The organism is Polaromonas sp. P4_H1 (assembly GCF_056400945.1).
Genome location: NZ_JBFUKG010000001.1, coordinates 431265 through 448943, shown reverse-complemented (window position 1 = coordinate 448943; position 17679 = coordinate 431265). Strand labels below are relative to the sequence as shown.

19 protein-coding genes are annotated in these 17679 nt (G+C 62.5%); 7 read left to right on the top strand and 12 right to left on the bottom strand.

Features of this window, described 5'->3' with window-relative positions:
* Nucleotides 1-12: 12 nt before the first annotated feature.
* From AC1DS5_RS02025 to AC1DS5_RS02010, 4 genes are read left to right on the top strand one after another with little or no spacing between them, the layout of a single operon-like run.
* Nucleotides 13-948, top strand: coding sequence for an amidohydrolase family protein (locus AC1DS5_RS02025; RefSeq protein ID WP_477716573.1), 936 nt, complete (start codon nucleotides 13-15; stop codon nucleotides 946-948).
* 11 nt (nucleotides 949-959) lie between these two features.
* Complete coding sequence (locus AC1DS5_RS02020) at nucleotides 960-1463, top strand: TRAP transporter small permease (RefSeq protein ID WP_477716572.1); 504 nt, start codon at nucleotides 960-962, stop codon at nucleotides 1461-1463.
* A 15-nt stretch (nucleotides 1464-1478) separates the two neighbouring features.
* Nucleotides 1479-2756 (top strand): TRAP transporter large permease subunit, encoded by a 1278-nt coding sequence (locus tag AC1DS5_RS02015; RefSeq protein ID WP_477716571.1) that lies wholly within the window; start codon nucleotides 1479-1481, stop codon nucleotides 2754-2756.
* Nucleotides 2757-2792: 36 nt separating this feature from the next.
* The gene (locus tag AC1DS5_RS02010) at nucleotides 2793-3695 is read left to right on the top strand and encodes an NAD-dependent epimerase/dehydratase family protein (RefSeq protein ID WP_477716570.1); all 903 of its coding nucleotides are present in this window, start codon (nucleotides 2793-2795) and stop codon (nucleotides 3693-3695) included.
* A 334-nt stretch (nucleotides 3696-4029) separates the two neighbouring features.
* Here the strand turns inward: AC1DS5_RS02010 and AC1DS5_RS02005 are convergent, their stop codons facing one another.
* From AC1DS5_RS02005 to AC1DS5_RS01975, 7 genes are all read right to left on the bottom strand, one after another.
* Nucleotides 4030-5121, bottom strand: a complete 1092-nt coding sequence (locus tag AC1DS5_RS02005; RefSeq protein WP_477716569.1) for a pirin family protein — start codon at nucleotides 5119-5121, stop codon at nucleotides 4030-4032.
* A gap of 113 nt (nucleotides 5122-5234) precedes the next feature.
* Complete coding sequence (locus tag AC1DS5_RS02000; RefSeq protein WP_477716568.1) at nucleotides 5235-5720, bottom strand: DUF1579 domain-containing protein; 486 nt, start codon at nucleotides 5718-5720, stop codon at nucleotides 5235-5237.
* A 41-nt stretch (nucleotides 5721-5761) separates the two neighbouring features.
* A complete protein-coding gene (locus AC1DS5_RS01995) occupies nucleotides 5762-6382 on the bottom strand; it encodes a glutathione S-transferase family protein (protein WP_477716567.1) in 621 nt (206 codons plus the stop codon).
* Nucleotides 6383-6394: 12 nt separating this feature from the next.
* Nucleotides 6395-6814 carry a VOC family protein gene (locus tag AC1DS5_RS01990; protein WP_477716566.1) on the bottom strand — a complete coding sequence of 140 codons (420 nt, stop codon included), beginning with the start codon at nucleotides 6812-6814 and terminating at the stop codon, nucleotides 6395-6397.
* Between the two features lie 116 nt (nucleotides 6815-6930).
* The gene (locus AC1DS5_RS01985; protein ID WP_477716565.1) at nucleotides 6931-7290 is read right to left on the bottom strand and encodes a VOC family protein; all 360 of its coding nucleotides are present in this window, start codon (nucleotides 7288-7290) and stop codon (nucleotides 6931-6933) included.
* Nucleotides 7291-7408: 118 nt separating this feature from the next.
* Nucleotides 7409-7879, bottom strand: a complete 471-nt coding sequence (locus AC1DS5_RS01980; RefSeq protein WP_477716564.1) for a VOC family protein — start codon at nucleotides 7877-7879, stop codon at nucleotides 7409-7411.
* Between the two features lie 210 nt (nucleotides 7880-8089).
* On the bottom strand, nucleotides 8090-8563 hold the full coding sequence (locus tag AC1DS5_RS01975; protein ID WP_477716563.1) for a VOC family protein: 474 nt from the start codon (nucleotides 8561-8563) through the stop codon (nucleotides 8090-8092).
* 167 nt (nucleotides 8564-8730) lie between these two features.
* Here AC1DS5_RS01975 and AC1DS5_RS01970 point away from each other — a divergent pair, with 167 nt between their 5' ends.
* Entirely contained in the window at nucleotides 8731-9390 is a 660-nt protein-coding gene (locus tag AC1DS5_RS01970) for a TetR/AcrR family transcriptional regulator (RefSeq protein ID WP_477716562.1), read from the top strand.
* A 217-nt stretch (nucleotides 9391-9607) separates the two neighbouring features.
* Here AC1DS5_RS01970 and AC1DS5_RS01965 read toward each other — a convergent pair whose 3' ends face one another.
* From AC1DS5_RS01965 to AC1DS5_RS01955, 3 genes are read right to left on the bottom strand one after another with little or no spacing between them, the layout of a single operon-like run.
* Nucleotides 9608-10402 carry a class II aldolase/adducin family protein gene (locus AC1DS5_RS01965; RefSeq protein ID WP_477716561.1) on the bottom strand — a complete coding sequence of 265 codons (795 nt, stop codon included), beginning with the start codon at nucleotides 10400-10402 and terminating at the stop codon, nucleotides 9608-9610.
* A 48-nt stretch (nucleotides 10403-10450) separates the two neighbouring features.
* Nucleotides 10451-11455 carry a tripartite tricarboxylate transporter substrate-binding protein gene (locus tag AC1DS5_RS01960; RefSeq protein WP_477716560.1) on the bottom strand — a complete coding sequence of 335 codons (1005 nt, stop codon included), beginning with the start codon at nucleotides 11453-11455 and terminating at the stop codon, nucleotides 10451-10453.
* Between the two features lie 8 nt (nucleotides 11456-11463).
* Complete coding sequence (locus tag AC1DS5_RS01955) at nucleotides 11464-12903, bottom strand: amidase (protein WP_477716559.1); 1440 nt, start codon at nucleotides 12901-12903, stop codon at nucleotides 11464-11466.
* 105 nt (nucleotides 12904-13008) lie between these two features.
* Between AC1DS5_RS01955 and AC1DS5_RS01950 the strand changes: the two genes are divergently transcribed.
* Complete coding sequence (locus tag AC1DS5_RS01950) at nucleotides 13009-13896, top strand: LysR family transcriptional regulator (RefSeq protein WP_477716558.1); 888 nt, start codon at nucleotides 13009-13011, stop codon at nucleotides 13894-13896.
* Between the two features lie 23 nt (nucleotides 13897-13919).
* Here AC1DS5_RS01950 and AC1DS5_RS01945 read toward each other — a convergent pair whose 3' ends face one another.
* Nucleotides 13920-14648: an enoyl-CoA hydratase/isomerase family protein gene (locus AC1DS5_RS01945; RefSeq protein WP_477716557.1), complete on the bottom strand. Its 729-nt coding sequence runs from the start codon at nucleotides 14646-14648 to the stop codon at nucleotides 13920-13922.
* The gene (locus AC1DS5_RS01940; RefSeq protein WP_477716556.1) at nucleotides 14645-15877 is read right to left on the bottom strand and encodes a CaiB/BaiF CoA transferase family protein; all 1233 of its coding nucleotides are present in this window, start codon (nucleotides 15875-15877) and stop codon (nucleotides 14645-14647) included. Before AC1DS5_RS01940 ends, AC1DS5_RS01945 begins: the two co-directional genes overlap by 4 nt.
* 265 nt (nucleotides 15878-16142) lie before the next feature.
* On the opposite strand from AC1DS5_RS01940, the gene betC reads away from it, so the two are divergent.
* A complete protein-coding gene (gene betC / locus AC1DS5_RS01935) occupies nucleotides 16143-17672 on the top strand; it encodes a choline-sulfatase (protein WP_477716555.1) in 1530 nt (509 codons plus the stop codon).
* The last annotated feature ends 7 nt before the right edge of the window (nucleotides 17673-17679 follow it).

Sequence of the window (17679 nt, the reverse complement as noted above, 5' to 3'; positions counted from 1 at the left end):
GTGTCATTACCCATGGGAACCCGTCCAGCCGCCATCGTGGATGCGCACCACCACCTGTGGGACCTCGGCCGCGGCGGGTACCCCTGGCTGCAGCAGGACTACAACCCTGCCGTCTTCCACCTGGGTGACTACGAGCCGCTTCGCCGGAACTTCGGCCCGGCAGAGTACCGAAGCATCTGGCAAGGCCTGCCGCTCGCCGCAACGGTGCATGTGGAAGCCGAGCGCGACCGCAAGGAGTCGCTGGCCGAGACGGCATGGTTGCATGAGATTCATGCAGTCCACGAGTTCCCGAACGCCGTGGTGGCCCATGTCGACTTCGCATCGCCCGACGCCGACGAGCAGCTCGCACAGCATGCGGCCTTTGCGCTGGTACGCGGCATACGCTGCAAGCCGCTCACCAGTGCGAATGCCAACGGGTCCGTACGCGGCCAGCCCGGATCGCTGCAGGATGAGCAATGGCTTGCAGGTCTGGCCCTGCTGGAAAACCACGGCCTGTCGTGGGACCTGCGGGTGCCGTTCTGGCATCTTGAAGAGGCCGCGGCAGTCGTCCAGCAACTGCCTGGCATTTCCGTGGTGCTGGAGCACGCAGGCTTGCCCTGGGACCGTTCCGCGGCGGGCCTGGCCCATTGGCGCAAAGGCATGGAGGCGCTGGCACGCCACGACCAGGTGCATGTCAAGCTCTCTGAATTCGGTTTGCGACATGCGCCGTGGAACGCCGATGAAAACACCGCCGTGATACGTGACACCATTGCCATTTTTGGTTGGCAGCGCTGCATGTTTGCCAGCAACATGCCGGTCGCCGGGCTGCGCATCGGCGTGCCGGAACTGGTGGACACCATGGCCGGTGCCTTAAAAGATTTGAGTGAGGCCGCACAAAGCGCCATCTGGCACGACAACGCCAGGCGCTTCTACCGCATACCGGATGTCACAGGGCTCGACAAAAACTAAAGGAGACAGGCATGTTCAACAATATCTTGAGAACCAGTGCCAATTGGTTGATGGTCGCCATGTTCACCGCGATGATCGTGCTCGTATTCGGCAATGTCGTATTGCGTTACGCGTTCAGCTCGGGGATTGCTTTTTCCGAGGAGGTTTCGCGCTTTCTCTTCATCTGGCTCACGCTGATCGGCGCACTGATGGTGATGAAGGATCATGCGCACCTCGGTGTTTCCACCCTGATCGACCGCCTGAATGAAAGAGGCCAGCGTATCTGCCGCTTTTCTGCGGATGTGCTGTCGCTGGCCTGCTGCTGCCTGCTGGTGTATGGCGGCTGGAAGCAGGTGGTGATCACCATGGACGATCACGCCGCCGTCACGGGCATCCCCATGGGACTGGTGTACTCGTCTGTGCTGATCAGCAGCGTCGGGATGGCGATCGTGTTCGCTCACTCGCTCTGGCGGCAGGTTTCCGGGCGCATGCCCAAGGACGAACTGGTGCCGCATAGCGGCTCTTCGGGCGAATGAAATAGAAAAACATTTATGACCATTGCAGTCTTCATATTTTCCTTGCTTGGCGCCATGGCGCTGGGCATGCCCATTGCTTTCGCGCTGCTGGCATGTGGTGTCGCATTGATGTTCCATCTGGACAACTTCGATTCGCAAATCCTGGTGCTCAACCTGCTCGAGGGCGTCAACAACTATCCGCTCATGGCCGTGCCCTTTTTCATGCTGGCGGGCGAGCTCATGAATGCAGGCGGCCTGTCCAAGCGCATCGTGCACGTTGCCGACTCCCTGATCGGGCACGTGCGCGGCGGCCTGGGCTACGTGGCCCTGATCGCGGCGACGGTGGTCGCGAGCATTTCCGGCTCTGCGGTCGCAGACTCCGCCGCGGTGGCTGCACTGCTCATCCCCATGATGCGCAACGCGGGGTACAACGTGCCGCGCTCGGCCGGGCTGATTGCCGCGGGCGGCATCATTGCACCGGTGATTCCGCCCTCCATCGCCTTCGTCATCTTCGGCGTGATGGCGCAGATCTCGATCACCAAGCTGTTCCTGGCCGGCATCTTCCCCGGCCTCATGATGGCGCTCACGCTGGCGGCCACATGGTGGGTGTGCGCCAAAAAAGAGTCTGTAGCGCCGACCCGTGTTTTCAGCCTGCCGGCACTGGGCCGGGCGCTGGCCGATGGCGTCTGGGCGCTGATATTGCCGGTGGTCATCATTGGTGGCATGAAGATCGGTGTCTTTACGCCGACGGAAGCTGCCGTTGTTGCCGTCGTCTACGCCTTCCTGGTGGGTACGCTGGTCTACCGGGAGCTCAAGCTGCCCCAGTTGCCTCACCTGATGCTCGTTGCGATGAAAACTTCCAGCACGGTCATGTTTCTGGTCGCATGCGCCCTGGTCTCGGCCTGGCTCATCACCATCGCCAACATTCCCATGCAGGTCACGGATTTGCTGACACCCTTCATGGACAACAAGATCCTGTTGATGTTCATGATCATGATCCTGGTCATCATTGTGGGAACCGCGCTCGACCTGATGCCCACGGTGCTCATCCTGACCCCCATCCTGATGCCGGTGATCACCAAGGCCGGTATCGACCCGGTGTACTTCGGCGTGATGTTCATCATGAACAACGCGATTGGCCTGCTGACACCGCCTGTCGGCACGGTCCTGAATGTGGTGGCGGGGGTGTCCCGCTGCAGTCTGGACAGCGTGATCAAGGGGGTCTGGCCTTTTTTGCTGTCGCTGACCGTGCTGATGTTTTTGTTCGTCCTGTTCCCTCAGCTGGTGATGGTGCCGGCCACCTGGTTCCGGTAAGCTCTCATGTCAAATGCCGTTACTCCCAAGCCTCCCATGAATGTATTTATCACCGGGTCCACCGGATTCATTGGTGGCTCCGTCGCCGTGCGCCTGGTGGCCGCTGGCCATACGGTGCATGGACTGGCACGGACCGAAGCCCAAGCCGCACAACTTTCTGAACTGGGCATCAAGCCTGTTCTCGGAGACCTCGCTGACGGCGCGGTATTAAGACGTGAGGCACGTTCGGCGGATGCCGTGGTCAATGCCGCCAGTTCGGATGACCTGGCTGCTGTTGAAACCTTGATGGACGCGCTTGCCGGAACCGGGAAAACCTTCATCCACACCAGCGGCAGCAGCGTGGTTGCCGACCACGCGAACGGCGAATGGGCGGGCGGGACGGTCTACGACGAAGACACCCCTGTTAGGCCAGTCCCCGGGAAGGCGCAGCGCGCAGCGCTGGACCAACAGGTCATCAGGGCCGCGACCGAACGCGGTTTGCGCTCCATCGTGCTGTGCAACAGCATGATCTATGGCAATGGGCTCGGACTCAAGCCGCACAGTGCTCAAATCCCCCTCCTGCTGGCGCAGGCGCGCCAAAGCGGTATCGCGCGCCATGTGGGGCACGGCCTGAACATCTGGTCGAACGTGCACATCGAGGATGTGAGCGAGCTGTACCTCCTCGCCTTGAATCACGCCCCGGCGGGTTCGTTCTACTATGTGGAGAACGGCGAGGCCTCGTACGCGCAGATCACGGCGGCCATTGCGGAACGCCTGGGACTCGGCGCACCCCAGGGGTGGCCGATTGAAGAGGCCATCAGGGAATGGGGCGCCGGCCGGGCGAGCTATTCGCTTGGGTCCAATAGCCGCGTGTCGTCCAGGCGTGCGCGAAATGAACTGGGCTGGAAGCCCGGGCATGGGTCGGTGCTGGAGTGGATCAGGACCGGCATGGTTTTATAACGGACCAGACCGGCAATCCTTTGGTGCGCCGTGCTCAATCGCTTACTGGCGATTGCCCGCTCCTGGCCTCTTGTTTGCCGGGGTTCCGTGGGTGTTTTACCCTGGAAACAGCAGTTGACCGCTCGAAAACTTCAGGAGAGCCGCATGCCCATTGACTTTCCCCTCTTCGATTGCGTTCACCTTCTGGGCAACAGCGCTATGCATCCGATTGCACCGTGCTCGAGCGCCATGCTGCGTTGCTCCGCCTTGTGGGCACAAGCCCACTGCGTTGTCACGCCTTGCCTGCCACGCCGATCACGACGCACTCGGACGCATCCAACTGCCGTTTCCAGGTTTACTCGACGTCGACGTCGTCATCTGCGGCATGGGCTGCAGCGTGATCGTCACCGCTCGTTGGCCGCTCTTCGCGTCCGCCCGGGTGGTTCGCAAAACGCGCCGGGTCGCGGCCATGCACCGGTGCGTCCTCGGCAAACGACCAGCCGCCGAACTGCGTGCGCCGGTAGTCGTCCAGGGTTTGCGCAATCTCGGCCTGCGTGTTCATCACAAACGGGCCGTACTGGGCCACTGGCTCACCGATGGGTTTGCCCTGCAGCAGCAAAAACTCGGCAGCTTCGCTGCCGCCGTTGACCAGCTCGACGGGATCGGTCGCGCGCAGTTCCAGGGCTGCGTGGTCGGCGATGGGTTGCCCGGCCACGGACACCCGCGCGCCCTTGAAGAAATACAGGCTGCGCCGCGTGCCCTGTCCGGTCGCGGCGGGCAGCGTCCAGCGCCCGCCGGGCGCCACGCGAATCGTCCAGATCGCCACGTCGGCGTCGGCCTGCGCGGCCCATGAGTCGGGCGGCGGCGCCAGCGGTGCAGCCGCGGCGCTGCCCTCCTGTCCCAGCCGCCCGGCGATCACGGCCACCTCGGTCCGGTGGCCTGCGGCATCGGTGGCAGTCAGGCGCGGAATGTCCTGCGACCAGAACATGGTGAAGTGCGGGTCGGACATCTTGCTGCGCGCCGGCAGGTTCAGCCAGATCTGGAACAGCTCCAGCGGGTTGGGGCGGTCCTGGTTGAGCAGCGGGAACATCTCGGAATGCACCACGCCCCGGCCGGCCGTGAGCCACTGCACGTCGCCCTGGCCGAAGCGCGCCGTGGCGCCCAGCGAATCGGAATGGTCAATCAGGCCCTTGCGCACGATGGTCACGGTTTCAAAGCCGCGGTGCGGATGCGGCGGAAAGCCCGGCACCGTGCTGCCGTGGTACATGCTCCAGCCGTCCTTGCGGCTGAAGTCCTGTCCGATGTCGCGGCCCGCCAGCGAGCTGGCCGGGCCCATCTGCGCATTCGCCTCGGGGTAGGCGTCGTCGTGGTAGGCGCAGAAAAGGAAGGGGTCTATGGTTTCCCACGGAAAACCAAGGGGCTTGAGGTGGAGAATGGGGCTGGACATGAGCGGCCTTTCAGTCTGGAATGCAAAGAATACAACTAAGGCTGCCCCGCCGTCTTTCAACCGCTCCCCGCCGCCCGCCTGCCGGACTCCAGGCGCTACCCGGTCTCCAGGTGCTACTTCACGCGCCGGTAGCTGGCCGTCATGAAGCGCTTCCATGTCCCGTCGCCTTGCAGCACCTGGGAGCTCAGCTCGCGCTCCTGGCTGTTTTTGAGGGTGATCACGTCCTGGTACCTGGCCAGCTTGCCGTCGCCGGCAAAGCTCGGCCCCTCGGTGTCGAGCGTCAGCACTTTTTGCGCAGGGTCGAGCTGGCCTTTGTAGATCCACATGTTGGCCATCATTGAGCCGACCCAGCTGCCGACGAATGCCTGCTTTTGCGTGTCGTAGCCCAGCGTCATCAGCGTGGTGCCGATTCCTTCAAGGCCCGGCATGGTGCCGCTGCCCTCGCACAGCAGCCACAGGCCGCCGAGGGTGCGCACGCTTTCCTGGCCCCTGCTTTTCGTCGGCGGCTGATCCGGACCCATTTGCATCTCGGCCTCATACGTCCAGTCGCCCAGCAGCTGCTGCAGCCACTGGTGTTCCTTTTGCGGTTCTGTTTTCATCAAACTCATCCTGGATGATTGAAGTTGAACTACGCCGTGAATTACGCCGCCTGCAGGGTGGGAAAAGGCTCGCGCCAGGCCTCCAGCTCATTGAGGCGCGCGTGCCAGCGCCGGATTTCCGGAAACCCTTCCAGCGGCAGCCTGGCCTGCTGCGCGTAGGGCAGTGTGATCGCCACCGCAAAGTCGGCCACGCTCAAGGCCTCGCCTACCAGGTAGCTGCGCCCGCGCAGATGACCTTCCAGCACGGCGGCATAGCGCATGAAGCCCTCGGTGGCCTTCTGGATTTCCGCCGGATCGGGCTCGCCCATGCTGAAACGCGGCTTGATGAGGTACTCGAAATAAAACGTGGAGGCCTGCGGCGCGAACTCGGTCGCGTCCCACATCAGCCAGCGCATCACCTCGATCTGGCGCGCGTCGCGCGGCCACAGGTCCGAGCCGGCCTTGTCCGCCAGGTGGCACATGATCGCGTTCGACTCCCACAGCGTCGTGCCGCCATCCACCAGTACGGGTACCTTGGCATTGGGGTTCATCGCGCGGAACACCGGCGTCCTGTGTGCGCCCTTGCCCAGCTCGACGTAGATGAATGCCACCGGCAGCTTCAGGTATTTCGCGACGGCGCAGGCCTTTCGCGGGTTCAGCGTGTCTGAAAAATAAAGCTGCATGGCGCTGGCCACTCAGGGCATGGGGAGGGGCTTGATCACCATCCACGACACGCCGAAGCGGTCGGCCACCATGCCGAAAGACGATGCGAAAAAGGTTTTGGCCATCGGCATCTGCACCTGCCCGCCGTCGCCCAGCGCCTTGAACAGGCGCTGCGCCTCGTCGTCGGAGGGCGCCGTCAGCGACAGCGAAAAGCCCTTGAACTCCGGCTTGCCGGCGGCCATGCCGTCGGAGGCCATGACTTCGGTGTCGCCGATCTGGAAGCAGGCGTGCATGATGCTTTCGCCAGAAACCGGCCCGCAACCGGCTGCAGGCGGCTCGGGGCTTTCCTTGAAGCGCATCATCATCTTGATCTCGGCGCCCAGCGTCTTGCGGTAGAACTCGAGGGCCTCTTCGCAGCGGCCATCAAAAAACAAATAGGGCTGAACTTGCATGACGATCTTCCTTTCAGTACTTGATGTGGATGGCCCCATGCACCTCCCGGGGCCGCTGCATGCGCTTGTTGTCGCGCGAAACCGGCCAGGCGACCAGTTCGCCGGTGCCGGCGTTTTTACATTTTGGGCTTCCAGAGACCGAGCGTTGCGCCCGTCGGATCCATGATGATGCTGAACCAGCCCATATCCGGGACTTCCGTGACCTCCTTGCAAACGGTGGCGCCTAGCGACTGGGCCTTTTGCGTAGCCGCTGCGATGTCGCCGACTACAACATAGGGCAACCAGGCGGAAGGGGCGCCGGGCTGGGGATGCTGCATCATGCCGCCGCCCGTTCCCTCGCCCACTTTAATCAGGGTGTAAGTGCCTTGCGGCATCGGCATGTCCTCCAAAGTCCAGTCAAAAAGCTTTCCGTAAAAGGTCTTTGCCTGGCTGAGATCGGTCGTGTTCAGCTCTACATGCACGAATGGATTGGCCATGGTGTTCTCCTCAAGTGTCGGGATTGAAGGCGAATGGCAATGAGCTTGCGGATGCCGCTATCCGCCAGAACAGGCAAGGGATGCTCCGCCTTGTTGTGCATCCTGCCTGACCGCCTTGTCAGGCGTGGTCCTGTTTGAAGAGCGCCTCGGCGCGCCGGTTGATTTCCTCTGGCGTGAGATCCTCCTTGTGGGTGGCAAGAAACCAGATGTGCCCGAATGGATCTTCCAGCGTCCCCGTGCGATCACCGTAAAACTGGTCTTGCACGGGCTTGACGGCCTTGGCTCCGGCACTGACGGCCTGGGCAAATTGAGCGTCCACATCGTCCACGTAGACATGCAGGCCAACCGACGAGCCGCCCAGCGACCGGGGGTGGCGGAACGCACCTTCCTCACAAGGGTCGGCCAACATGATGATGGAGTCGCCGACCTTGATTTCGGCGTGTCCAATTTGACCGTTGGGTTGCGCCAAACGGAACAGCTCGGTTGCACCAAGCGCCCGTTTGTAAAACCCGATGGCCTCGGCGGCGCCCTTGATCATCAGGTACGGCGTTACGGTGTGATAGCCCTCTGGCATTGGCTTGACGGTCATGTATGACTCCTTGATTCAAAAATGGCTGGTATGTGCTCGCATGTGTTTCTTCCGTTGTTGAGTCGGCGCTTCAAGGCGCTTCAAGGCGCTTCAAGGCGCTTAAATGTGCGCTTCAATCCCATTCACAAGCATTCCGCTCAGGCACACGCCTGGCGCGTCGGACGGCGCCCCGATCTCCTGTCGGCCGCGCAGCAGCGGTTTGCCACGGCCTCAAGCTGTCTCGTGGGCCTGCTTCAGGCGCTGGATGTCAATCTTGTGCATCTGCAGCATGGCCTTCATGACGGCGCCGGACTTCGCGGGGTTCTTGTCGCCCAGCAACTCGCCCAAAACGGTGGGAATGATCTGCCACGACAAGCCGAACTTGTCTTGCACCCAGCCGCACTGGTTGGGCGCGCCGCCTGCCGAGAGCTTGTCCCAGAGCTCGTCCACTTCCTCCTGCGTTTTGCAGCTCACAAACAGCGAGATGGCCGGCGTAAAGCTGAAGTGCGGGCCGCCGTTGAGCGCCATGAACTCCTGGCCTTCCAGCTGGAAGGTGCCGGTCATGACAGTTCCCTCGGGCCCCGGCCCTTCCTTGCCGTAGCGCCTGAGCATCAGGATCTTCGAATTCTTGAAGAGGGAGACATAAAAATTCATGGCCTCTTCGGCCTGGTTGTCAAACCACAGGAAGGGGGTGATTTTCTGCACGGTCTACTCCTTTGGAACTGAACTGTGTCTTTGCCTTGCCAGGTGTTGAACGGTGAGCCGGGTGGATGAGCTTGCTGAATTTGCGCGAATTGTGTACAACGTCCACAAAAAGAACAGGAAGAGTAGCAAAGATAATGGACAGTGTCCACATCGAAAAGTAACAAGTCATGACGCCCCCGTCCAAGCCCCCCGCCTCGCGCAGCACCTACCGCCACGGCGACCTGCGGCGTGCCTTGCTGGAGGCGGGAATCGAGCTGGCGCGCGCTGGCGGACCTGACGCGGTCGTGCTGCGCGAGGCCACGCGGCGCGCCGGGGTTGCGCCCAACGCCGCCTACCGGCATTTCGACAGCCGGCAGGCTTTGCTGCGGGCCGTGCGCTCCGCTGCGCTGGCGGCCGTGGCCCGCGCAATGGAAGCCGAGCTGGCCGCGCTGCCGCAGGATTTGCCGCCGGCCGAATTCGCCCGCGCCAATGTGCGCGCGGTGGGTACGGGCTACCTGCGGTTTGCGCAGGCCGAAACGGGCCTCTTCCGCACGGCCTTTGCCGCGTCCGACGACATGAAGGAAAGGGTCCAGGGCGGCCCGGCCGATGCCGAGCGGTCCGGGCAGAGCGGCCTGGACCCGTTCGAACTGCTGGGCGCCGCGCTCGACAAACTGGTGGACGCCGGCGTGCTGCCCCCGGAACGCCGCCCCGGCGCCGAGTTCCTGGCGTGGTCGGCGGTGCACGGCCTGGCCATGCTGGTCATCGATGGCCCGCTGCGCAGCGTGGTCGGGCCGCAGATGGAGCAGGTTGGGCAGCGTCTGCTGGATATGGTCGAGAAGGGCTTGTAAAGCTGCTGTGAGGCGATTTCAGCCGGAAGTTTGAAGCGTATTTGGAGATCGACCGGCCCTTGAAGAAATACAGCGTGCGCCGCGTGCCATGCGAAGCGTCCAGATCGCGACGCCAGCTTGGGCCTGCGCCGCCCAGGAATCGGGCGGCGACGCCTGCCCCGGTTGATCGCCCATCGACCAGACTTGACGCTTACCGCTTACGAAGCACCGTAACTCGTCAGGTTCTGTACGCTGAGCCTCGCTCGCGCTCAAGCTTACGCAGCAGTGCCGGCCACTCCAGCCGGCCGACCTCAAGAAAACCGCCTTGCCCAAGCATCTTCTTCCCTTGCGCACGTGTGTGGTTGATGGTCTCTTGTGAAAGCTCGTGAAGTGGGGCGCCCCCCGCCATCCCATCGATCTGATACTTGCACGCAGTTTCCAGCCTGTGCATCCAGCAAAAGGCTTCGCCCACGCTTCGGCCAACCGTCATTGCACCGTGGTTGCGCAGAATTAGCACTCGGCCCTCGCCAAGGTCGCGTACGAGCCGAGTTCGCTCGTCTTCGTCAAGCGCTGCTCCCTCATAGTCGTGATAGCCCAGGAAGTCGAGCATCACTGCTGCTTTTTGGGTTAGTGGCCGCAGGCCTGCGGCCTGCATGGCAATGGCATTGTTCGCTCGCGTATGGCAATGCATGACGCAGACCAGATCCGACGCCGCCATGTGCACGGCGCTGTGAATGATGAAACCGGCTGGGTTCATCAGGTTCGGGTCGCCTTCGACCACCCTGCCGTCGAGGTCGACCTTGAGCAGGCTCGACGCCGTCATTTCGTCGAACAGAACACCCAGCGGATTGAGCAGGAAGTGATGCTGCGGCCCTGGAAGCAAAACGGAGATGTGTGTCGAGATCAGGTCGGACATGCCGAACAGGTCCGTCAGCTGAAAGCAAGCAGCCAAGTCACAGCGAAGGTTCCACTCCTCAGAGCTCATCCCTTCGGGTTGCTGCTTTGATGAGATGTCTCCGGGTCTGCTAGTCATTTCGATACTCCTGCGCTAGTGGATGGTTCGTTAAGAAAAATTCGGGCTTCACTCTTCGCTCTTGAATCCGGAGGCTTCGACGATGGGCCGCCAGAAGGCACGCTCCGCGCGTAGCTGTGTCCTGACGGTCGCGCCGTCCAGCCCCGTGGGCTCGAGCCCAATGTTCAGGAGCTGTGCATAGACCTGTCGCTCTTTCACGGCCGCGACTAGCGCGCGCTCAAGTCGCATCGTTACAGCGGGGGGCGTGCCGGCGGGAACATAGGCGCTGTAGGAAAAAGTAGCGTGATCGAAACCGTTGATGCCAGCTTCCTTCGCGGTGGGGACATCGGGCAATAGCTTGTTACGCCGTGTTCCAGAGACCGCGAGGATGCGCACCCTGCCACCTCGATGAAGTTCCAGTTGACTGGCCAGCGCATCTGTTCCGACGGGGACTTGTCCGCCGATGATGTCCGTTGCGAGGGGCGCACCACCTCTATACGAAACAGGACTTAAGGGAACGCCAATTTCCTTGGACATCGCCAAGATGGAGAAGTGCAGGCCACCCCCAAGAGATGTGAGTCCTACCATCCCATCTGCGGGGTGGCTCCGGACCCATGCGACATATTGGGGCAGTGTTTTGTAGGGCTTCGCGGCACTCGTGGAAATGACGCTGGAGAATTCCACCAGATGCGCCACCGGAACGAAGTCGCGTTCCACGTCGTAGTTCACGTTTTTGTATGTCATCGGAAAGATGACGAACGGCGCCGAGGATGCAAGGAGCACCGTATTGCCATCGGGCGGCGCTCGCTTCACGTACTCGATGGCCAAGCGGGTCGACGCGCCTGGCCGGTTGTCGACCAAAACAGTTTGCCCGGTGGACTTCCGCAGCTGCTCGGCCAAAGCCCTTGCCAAAGCGTCGAGAGCGCCTCCCGGCGCGAATCCGACCACCAGCTTCAAGGGCTCGGTTGAAGCGCCGCCCGGCGGGTTTGACTGAGCGTGAACGCAAGCCAGAGTGCCGCTGAAAATCGTGAAGGCAAATGCCCACTTGGAAAATCTATGGTTCAGTTTGTTCATGATCTACCCTAGGTCAAGTCAAGTCCATTTGGTCGGCGCAACAACAGTCCCTGGGATGTCTCGAGCAGCGATGCGGCGTGAAGCAGATCCGCATCGCCCCTGAACCGCCCAACCAGTTGCACGCCGATGGGAAGTCCGTCCGGGTCGAAGCCGCAGGGAAGTGTGATGGCAGGATGTCCGGTGAGGTTGAACGGCATCGTCCAGGGAAACCAGTTCGGGCGGAGCTCCGGGTAGCTCTGACCGTCAATGTCCAGCGTGCCGAAGAGATCCTGGTCGATCGCTACGGCCGTACGCGACAACGTGGGCACGGCGAGGAAATCATTCTCGTGCAACAGCGCTTGGACATGCCTGAACAGGCGGGTTCGGTCGAACATGGCTCGCTGATACTCGACCCCAGTGACGTGCCTGGCCAACTCAAGTTGTTGAAGGAGAGAAGGACTGAGGTCGTTCGGACGCTCGCGTGCCCACTCGCTAAACCGCGCCAGCCACACCGTGTGGTTGATCGTGCGCCAGAGGGGCTCAATGTCAAAGTCAGTGGTGACGGGCATCTCGCACAATTGCGCCCCCATTGATTTCAGATGGGCGAGCGCATCCCCAAACGCACGCGCGACCTCGCTTGAAACGGGCCGGCCTTGGGGTGCCATGCAGAACATGATGCGTTTACCATGCAGGTCGCCGCCTGCCGTAGCCGCCTTGCAATAGTCCGGTACCGGCACGCCAATAGACCAAGGGTCGACGGGCGCCGGGCCGGCCATGGCCTGGAGCATCAACGCGGTGTCTGCCACCGTGCGTGTCATCGGTGTGACATACGTGAGGTTCCCGAAGGCATCTTCGGTCTGCGAGTGAGGAACGACGCCAATGCTTTGCTTGAGGCCTACAACACCATTGCACGCCGCAGGAATCCGGGTTGACCCGCCTCCGTCGGTGGCGATGCCGATCGGTGCAATCCCCGCCGCCACGGCCACGGCCGCGCCGCCGCTGGAACCTCCACTGGTGCGATCGGCGCGCCAGGGGTTGCGGGTGCGGCCGAAGAGGGGGGCGTCAGTCAGGCATTTGGCACCGAACTCGGAGGTCGTTGTCTTGCCGATAAGGATGGCGCCTTGCCGACGCAGGCGCGCCACTGCTTCCGCGTCTTCCGTAGGAACATTGTTCTGGAAGATCAGCGAGCCGAATGTCGTGCGCACCCCGCGTGTGTTGACCAAATCCTTGCACGTGTAGGGTATTCCATGGAGGAGGCCGAGCGGTTCGTTACGCATGAGCGCTTGCTCAGCGGCGCGCGCTTCCTGCATCGCCTCGTCAGCGCAGATGGTGATGAAGCAGTTAAGCACCGGTTGAAGTCGTACGGCGCGATCAAGGATTGCTTGCGTAACTTCGACAGGCGAGACCTCCCGCCGCGCGATTTTTTGGCGCAGAACGGTTGCAGGCATTTGGCAAAGGTCGTCACTCATCTTTAGCTCTATCTCCATGGTTCTTGACGGTGTGAGCTTCGCATTTCGCAATGCATTCGTCTAATACCGATTTACGACAATCCCATACGCGTTTAATATGGGTTGATGGACTTGAAACACCTCCGCTATTTCGTTGCCGTTGCGGATGCCCGCAGCGTGGGAAAGGCGGCGATGCAGCTTCACATGGCGCAGCCACCTCTGTCGGTACACATCCACAACCTCGAGGCGCAGCTTGGAACCGCGCTTTTTCGTCGAGGGCCTAGGGGGATGGAGCTTACCGATGCGGGTGGTGCTTTGTATTCGCGCGCGAAGGAAGCGCTTGCGCTCGCGCACGACGGCTTTGAAGCAGCGCGTGCGGTGGCCGCGGGACGCCGCGGTCGCTTGACCGTGGGCTATATGTTCGCGCTAGGCTATGCAGTGCTCCCCAAGTTGGTCCCGGAGCTGAGACGCACTTTGCCCGGGGTCGACATCCAATTCGTCGAGATGAGTGCCAGCACGTACGAGATGCTTATTAGCGAGTTCAAAGTGACGGTAGGTCTCTGTATGCCGCCACTGCAACGCAGCGGGATCGCTACTGTCACGATCGGAAAACAGCCCTTGCTTTTGGCTATGCCTGCGCGGTCACCGCTGGCCCGTCACAAAGTAGTCCCCATGGCCAAATTGCAAGGAATGAAGCTTGTTGGATTGCCTAGCACGAGGGTGGAAAACGGAGCGGATACCTCTCCTATCGGATCGCTTCTCAGACGTCACCACATTACGGCGCATGTGATGCAGAGGGTGGAGACAGTTCACTCTGCCCTTGCCCTCGTACTGGCTGGAGAGGGGTTTTCCATCGTCCCAGCATGCGCCGCGCTCGGCAGTCCCCCTGGCGTTTCATTTCGTCCTCTGGAAGATGACGGTGGTGGAATGGAGATGGCCGTGTGCTGGCGTCAAGACTTGGACAATCCGCTCGTCAAGCCGTTCATCTCCGCCGTTCAGGCGGCAATGGCTTAGCGAACTCGCAGTACCTCGGCGGCCTATTTAAGCGTCGCCAGGCGCAACGCTGTGGCTTTCGACCGCAGCGAACGTTCGTAGGCGTGGCGTCCGATTTCTTCCGACCAGGTCCCCTGCGCCAGTTGGTCGATGTGCAGCTTCATGCTCGCCACGGCCTCGGGTTCGCCTTGAGTAATGGCCTCCACATACGACTGCACCGTGCGGGCAAGCTCCGCCGGGTCTACCAGCTCGGTCAGGAAGCCTATGCGCAGCATCTCATCCGCCTGGAGGGTTTGCCCGGTCAGGAATATCTTCTTGGTGGCAGCCGGACCGAGCCGCGTGACGAATCGGCGCAGCCCGCCCGGGTAGTAATGGAGGCCGAACCTGGCGGCCGGCATGAACATCCGGATGCCTTGCACACCGATGCGGAAGTCGCAGCTCATGGCCAGATCGGTGCCGCCACCGTAGGCGCTGCCGTTCATCACGCACAGCGTCGGCACTTTCACCGCCTCGATGCGGTCCAGCATGTCTTCAAAGCTGCGGTCCAGGCGTGAACCGATCTGCGCGAGGGTGTAGCCGGAACAGAACGTTCGGTTGCCTTCGCCCGTGACGACCAGTGCGGCCACGCTGGATTCGGTTTCCACTTCCTCGAGGAGCCGGAGGATGACCTTCGGGTCGTCCGGGTCGATGCGGTTGTGCTCGGCCGGCCTGCGCAGGGTGATGGTGGCGACGCGGCCGTCGATGTGCAGCGTCGGCTGGCTGGAGTGGCTCATGAGGTCACAGCCTGGCGGTGCTGGCTGATGACGCCACCGTCGGCCAGCGTGTCAAGCGTGGATTGCTCATAGCCGAACTCGCGCAGGATCTCGAAGGTGTGCTGGCCCAGAAGCGGAGGTGCCATGCGGATCGAGGCGCCGGCCATCGCGTCCAGCCGGATCGGACTGCCAACTTGCTTGAGCGGTCCAAGCTCCGGGTGCATCACTTCCTCCACCAGACCGCTGTGGATCACCTGTTCGTCCGCGAACACGTCAGCGAGATTGTTGATCGGGCCGGCGGGAATGCCTTCTGCAAGGAAGTCTTGCGTCCATTCGGCGCGGGTACGCGTCGTCAGGCGTTCCTCAAGGATCGCTTTGAGTTCGTTGCGGCGCTCCACGCGGGCGGCGTTGTCGGGGAATCGCGGGTCGTCGATCAGCGGCGCGAGGCCGAGGATCAAACAGAGCTTGCGCCACATCTCGGTTGTCGCCGGTGCGATGTTGAAGGGGCCATCGGCCGTCTGGAAGACCCCGTAGGGAGAAATGACCGGATGCGTGTTGCCGGCCAGGGGCGGCACTTCGCCCAGGCTCAGGTAGCGCTGGCCTTGCACGCTGAGCAGGCCAACAAGGCTCGCGAGGAGTGACGTTTCAACCCGCTGGCCGCGGCCGGTCCGATGGCGTTCATTCAAGGCTGCGAGCACACCCATGGCGCACCACATGCCCGCAGCCTGGTCGCCAATAGCGACACCGACGCGCATGGGCCCGGATTCGGCGGAGCCTGTCACGCTCATCAGGCCCGAGTGCCCCTGGGCAATCTGGTCAAAGCCCGGCCGCTGACCGGCCGGGCCGGTGCGACCAAAGCCGGTGATGCCCGCGTAGATCAGCCGCGGGTTCGCTGCCACCAGGCTCTCAAAGGAGAGGCCCATGGCCTCCATGGCGCCGGGGCGGAAGTTCTCGGCGATCACGTCGCATTCACCAGCCAGTCGGCGCAGCATGTCCAGCGCGCGCGGTTCGCGGAAGTTGACGGCCATGCCGCGCTTGTTGCGGTTGCCGCTCAGGTAATAGGCGCTCGTGCCGCGGTCGAACGGGCCCCAGTTGCGGATCATGTCGCCGTCGCCCATCGGCTCGACCTTGATGACGTCGGCGCCGAGGTCGGCCAGGATCATGGTGCAGAAGGGGCCAGCCAGCGCACGCGTGAGGTCCAGGACGCGGATGCCGGCCAGGGGGAGTGCTGAGCCCCCACGTTCGCGCACTGCGTGTCGCTCTCTGCCCCCCGAGGGGGCTGGCCTTGCTTGGGGCGGCCCGGCGCGCCGGCCGGCTTGAGCCCCCACGTTCGTGCACTGCGTGTCGCTCTCTGCCCCCCGAGGGGGCTGGGCTGGCCTCGCTTGGGGCGGCCCGGCGCGGCGGTCGGCCTTAGGTGTTTGCATGGATGTCTCCAGAAAAGTCTTGTGTTTCAACGACAGTAAGTCTATATTGCATGCAATAGTAATGCAACCGTTATTCAAAAGGAGACTTATTATGAAGAAACCCAACATCTTGATGATCATGGCCGACCAGCTGTCGGCCCCCGTCCTTCCCTTCCACGGGAACACTGCGCTAAAGGCGCCGCACCTGCAGGCGCTGGCCGCGCGTTCGGCGGTTTTTGACAATGCGTACTGCAACTTCCCGCTGTGCGCGCCGGCCCGCTTCTCGCTGCTGGCCGGGCAGTTCGCTACGCGCATCGGCGCGTTTGACAACGCCTGCGAGTTCCAGGCGGCCACGCCCACGCTCGGTTACTACCTCGGCAGCCAGGGCTACAAGACCATCCTCAGCGGCAAAATGCACTTCGTGGGTCCCGACCAGAAGCACGGCTTCCAGGAACGGCTGACCACGGACATTTATCCGGCCGACTTCGGCTGGTCGGCCGACTGGAAGGAAGGCGAATTCAGCTTCTATTCGCCCGGCCACAACCTCAGCACGGTGGACGAGAGCGGCGAGTGCTTCCGCAGCCTGCAGCTGGACTACGATGAGGAGGTCGAGGCCAAGTCCATCCAGCGCTTGTATGACCTGGCGCGCGATGACGAGCAGCCGTTTTTCATGTGCGTGTCGTACACCCACCCGCACCCGCCGTTCCACATACTTCCAGAGTACATGGCCCGGTACAAGCGCGAAGAGATCAACCTGCCACTGGTGCGCGACATTCCCATGGCCGAGCGCGACATGCTCAGCAAGTGGATCCAGTATTCGCACGGCCTGGACAAGCAGACGGCCAGCGACGAGCAGATCCTGCGCGCGCGGCATGCCTACTACGCCATGGTGAGCTACATCGACGACAAGGTCGGCAAGCTGCTTGAAACCCTCAAACGCACGGGCTTCGACGAGAACACCATCGTCGTTTTCACGTCGGACCATGGTGACATGCTGGGCGAGCGCGGCATGTGGTTCAAGCGGGTGTTTTTCGACTGGTCGGCCAAGGTGCCGCTGATCATTTCGCGGCCCGGCATGACAGAGGGCCGCCGCATCGCGGCACCGGCGTCGCACGTCGACCTCCTGCCCACCTTGATGGACTTTGCCACCGGCGGCGCCGAGCCCCAATGGGTCGAGCCCGTGGATGGCGTGTCGCTGCGTCCACTATTGGACGGTGGCAAGGACAAGGGCGGCAAGGAGCGCACCGCCTTCGTCGAGTACACGGCGGAAGGCGTCACCGGGCCGTGCTGCATGCTGCGGCGCGGCCGCTACAAGTATGTCTACACGCATGGCTACCCCGACCAGCTCCACGACATGGAGGCGGACGCCAACGAACTCGTCAACATCGCGCAGGCCGCACCGGATGTGCTGAAAAGCCTGAAGGACGAAGTGATGGCCGGATGGAACCCGGACGCACTCAAGGCGCAGGTCCTGGCCAGCCAGGCGCGGCGCCAGTTCATCAAGGACCTGCCGGATGCCCTGCAGCCTGTGTGGGATTACCAGGCCAGCGTCGACGACACCAAGCGCTTCGTGCGTCGCGGCAGCGCCCGCATCATCAAGGTGAAAAAGCGCTGGCCGGCCATCGCCGAGGTGAAAGGCTGATCACCAT